This window comes from Streptomyces sp. SM1, from assembly GCF_002910825.1.
In the GTDB taxonomy this organism is placed as follows: Bacteria; Actinomycetota; Actinomycetes; order Streptomycetales; family Streptomycetaceae; genus Streptomyces; species Streptomyces okerensis.
Genome location: NZ_NEUB01000725.1, coordinates 1 through 3,038, shown reverse-complemented (window position 1 = coordinate 3,038; position 3,038 = coordinate 1). Strand labels below are relative to the sequence as shown.

Genomic DNA, 3,038 nt, shown 5'->3' with positions numbered 1-3,038 from the left:
GCGCGGCGGCGGGCCCGGCGGATGCGCCGGTTGTCCAGCTCGGTCGGCGTGCGGTCGATGGTGACGATGTGCGCGTCCAGCAGCTCGACGTCCGCCAGGATGACGGGCATCTCACGCTCGATCGCGTCCAGCTCGGCGTTCGTCGGCTCCATGAAGTCGGCGAACGCGGTAACGGCGTCCTGAACAGTGACGATGTGGTCCATGGGTCGTGGTTCCTCTCACAGGGTTGGTACGGCCCGAACAGCGCCCCCGGTGTTCCAGCACCGGGGGCGTGCCGTTTGTGGATGGGTGTGGTCAGCCGCGCTTGGGCTTGCGGCCGTGAGCGGCGTCCAGCTCGGCCGTGGCGTCCTTGCACTCGCCGGAGACGATGCGGTCGTAGACCGTCTGGCTCTTCTTGACGCTCTCCGGGCTGGTCAGGTCGGTCGACTGCTGCGTCTTCTTGCCGAACATGCGGACTCCTGACGTGGTCGTGTTGTGGGCGGACCCGGCCGGACGAACCGGCCCGACTCCCCGCACCCCCGCCCGTACGACCCGCGCGGAGCGGGCCGGACGGGCGGGAGAGGCAGCCGGCCGCAGCGTCAGCGCTGCGAAACCAGGAAGTGGACCGGATGACTGTGCTGGTGCCTGCCGACCGGTCCGATGCGGCGGGACACCCAAGCTCTTCGTTGACTGCGCACGCGGCCCCCTTGCGTGGGAAGCGGATGCGGACAGGTCTCCTTCGAGAACACGAGCTCTCGTTTCAGGCGTATGGAGACGTGACCTTTCGGTCTGAGCCCTCCGGTTGACCAGGGGTCCGGGTCCCTCGGCCCGCTCTGTCCCGGGCCCCTTCGCTCCGGGAGCCCTGCGAGAAAGCACAGGAATGCCCGGGGCGCTGTAGCCATTGTCCGTACAATGGCTACAGACAGGATGTTGGCAGAGCGGTCGACTGATCGCAAGAGCATTGGCCGCATTGACTGGACAATGCGGTCAGCCTGCGGCTTCTATGGGAGGCATGGCAGTGACCCGACTCGGGCGTAACCCGATGTACCAGCAGATTGCGGACGCGCTACGGGAGCAGATCGCGTCCGGGGAACTTGCGCCGGATGCGAAGCTTCCGACGGAAGCGGAGATGCGCGATCAGTACGGCGTATCGCGTGAGACCGTGCGCAAGGCGCTCGCGCAGCTCGTGAACGAGGGGCTTGTCGTCTCGGCCCGTCCACAGGGCCACTTCGTACGGCGCCGCCGGCCGATGGTGTTCCGTCCTCAAGCGGAGTTCCGGAAGCGGCCGTACTCACCGGAGATGGACGCCTTCATGACCGAGTACTCCGCTGAAGGGCGCGAGCCACGGCAGGAAATCGAGGTCACCATCGTGGAGCCGCCCGAGGACGTGGCCAAACGGCTGCGTCTTGAGCCGGGCGAACTGGTCGCCGTACGGAAGCGGGTGCGCTACCTCGACGGCGAGCCGTTCAACATCAACGACAGCTACTTTCCGCTCACGATCGTGCGGGACTCAGAGATCATGCGCCCGGAGGACATCGGGCGGGGCGCCAACGAGGTACTTGCCGAACTCGGATACAGGCAGGTTCGGACGCTGGATGAGCTGTACGTCCGCATGCCCACGCCGGAGCAGACGCATCGGTTGGACCTGGGCCCCGGCACGCCGGTCGGTGTCCACGTCGTCACCGGATACACGACCGAGGGGCAGCCCGTGCGGGTGGCAGTGACCGTGCTGCCTGGTGACCGGCACGTGATCTCCTATGAGCGGCAGCGCGAAGCGCCGAACGAGGACGCATGACCAACCTGCTCATCCGCCCCGGTCGCCCTGATGAACTCGGCACCGTGGAAACGTTGCTGCGTGGGGCGTCCTCTTGGCTTGCGTCGCGCGGTATCGATCAGTGGCAGTACCCGCCGCACCGCGATCGCATCGCGGTCGCCCTGGAGCAGGGCGTGTGCTTCCTCGCGTTCGAGGACGGCGAGCCGATCGCGACGATTCAAGTGGATGGCTTCGCCGACCCTGAGTTCTGGACCCCGGAGGATGATCCGGATGGGGCGCTGTACGTGCATCGCATGGCCGTAAGCCGGGAGGCGGCGGGCGGCGGGGTCGGCGCCCGGTTGCTCGACTGGGCTGCGGACCTTGCCGCATCGCAGGGCAAACGATGGCTGCGTCTGGACGCGTGGAAGGACAACGAGGGCCTGCACAGGTACTACGAGGGCGAAGGCTTCACCCTTCTACGCATCGTAGATCTGCCGCACCGCAGGTCAGGAGCGCTCTTTCAACGCCCGTCCGGACGGGCGCCTGACATCAACCACTGACATCAACACGGGTGGACACCGGCGGACGATGGAGGACGCGGGCCGGCCGAAGCGGGGCCCTGTGTCCATGGCTGATCGCTCATCAGAGGACGGCCGCATCAGGGTGCACCCGCCTACGGATCAGAAGGTTGCAGGTTCGAATCCTGCCGAGTGCACAGCATGTCAAAGGCCCTGTGGAGTGATCCACAGGGCCTTTGCTTTATGCCTTGACGGCAGCGTTTGACGGCAACCAGCTTCGGGAGCCGGTCAGACGGCTACGGGGACACCGGCCGCACCGTCATCGTCGTCCGGATCGTTGCCGTCACCCCTCAGTGAGGGGCCTCGCGTTTTTCGGACAGGGATCTGGCCGGGGTCAATTCATGCGGTGAGTCGCAAATTCTCCAATGCGGCGTGAACTTCGCGCGGAGGGCGGTAACCCATTGAGTCTTTCCCGGTAAGCGCCCGTCGCTCGCTGTGATCGCGATGCTTGCGCTGCGGCCCGTGCGGTCCCCAAGTCCGGGCAGACGTAAGGCCCCTGGTAGGAACGATCTTGCGACGGATTGTTCTGACCGAGGGGCCTCACGTGCCGACCAGTGTCACATACACCGCGGTGCTCGATGTGAAGCGGTCCACCGCCGAGCACCTGGCCCGGCTGCTGCGCGATCACCGCGTCGCGGCCGGAACCCGCAGGGGCAGGCGTGCGCTGGGCTGCTTCCCGCAGGCGGTGCTCGTCCTGCGCTGGTTCATCGACGGCACCCGCCTTTCCC

General features: G+C 66.7%; 4 protein-coding genes and 1 pseudogene. 3 read left to right on the top strand and 2 right to left on the bottom strand.

The annotated features are described in order from the left end of the window. Nucleotides 1-203 (bottom strand): DUF6284 family protein (locus B9S61_RS20990; protein WP_103543641.1); only part of this gene is annotated, 203 nt, incomplete at its 3' end. Between the two features lie 91 nt (nucleotides 204-294). After that, nucleotides 295-450 (bottom strand): hypothetical protein, encoded by a 156-nt coding sequence (locus tag B9S61_RS40960; RefSeq protein ID WP_181007461.1) that lies wholly within the window; start codon nucleotides 448-450, stop codon nucleotides 295-297. 490 nt (nucleotides 451-940) lie between these two features. Here B9S61_RS40960 and B9S61_RS20985 point away from each other — a divergent pair, with 490 nt between their 5' ends. The 3 genes and pseudogenes from B9S61_RS20985 to B9S61_RS20975 all read left to right on the top strand — a co-directional run. Continuing rightward, a complete protein-coding gene (locus B9S61_RS20985) occupies nucleotides 941-1,774 on the top strand; it encodes a GntR family transcriptional regulator (RefSeq protein ID WP_258039770.1) in 834 nt (277 codons plus the stop codon). Then, a complete protein-coding gene (locus tag B9S61_RS20980; protein WP_103543639.1) occupies nucleotides 1,771-2,292 on the top strand; it encodes a GNAT family N-acetyltransferase in 522 nt (173 codons plus the stop codon). The genes B9S61_RS20985 and B9S61_RS20980 overlap by 4 nt, the downstream gene beginning before the upstream one ends. A 562-nt stretch (nucleotides 2,293-2,854) precedes the next feature. Then, nucleotides 2,855-3,038 (top strand): annotated as a pseudogene (locus B9S61_RS20975) (IS5/IS1182 family transposase); the annotation flags it as partial.

Bases quoted from the DNA above. Each gene is read 5' to 3' on its own strand.
- B9S61_RS40960 (WP_181007461.1), bottom strand. From the start codon at position 450: ATGTTCGGCAAGAAGACGCAGCAGTCGACCGACCTGACCAGCCCGGAG.
- B9S61_RS20980 (WP_103543639.1), top strand. From the start codon at position 1,771: ATGACCAACCTGCTCATCCGCCCCGGTCGCCCTGATGAACTCGGCACC.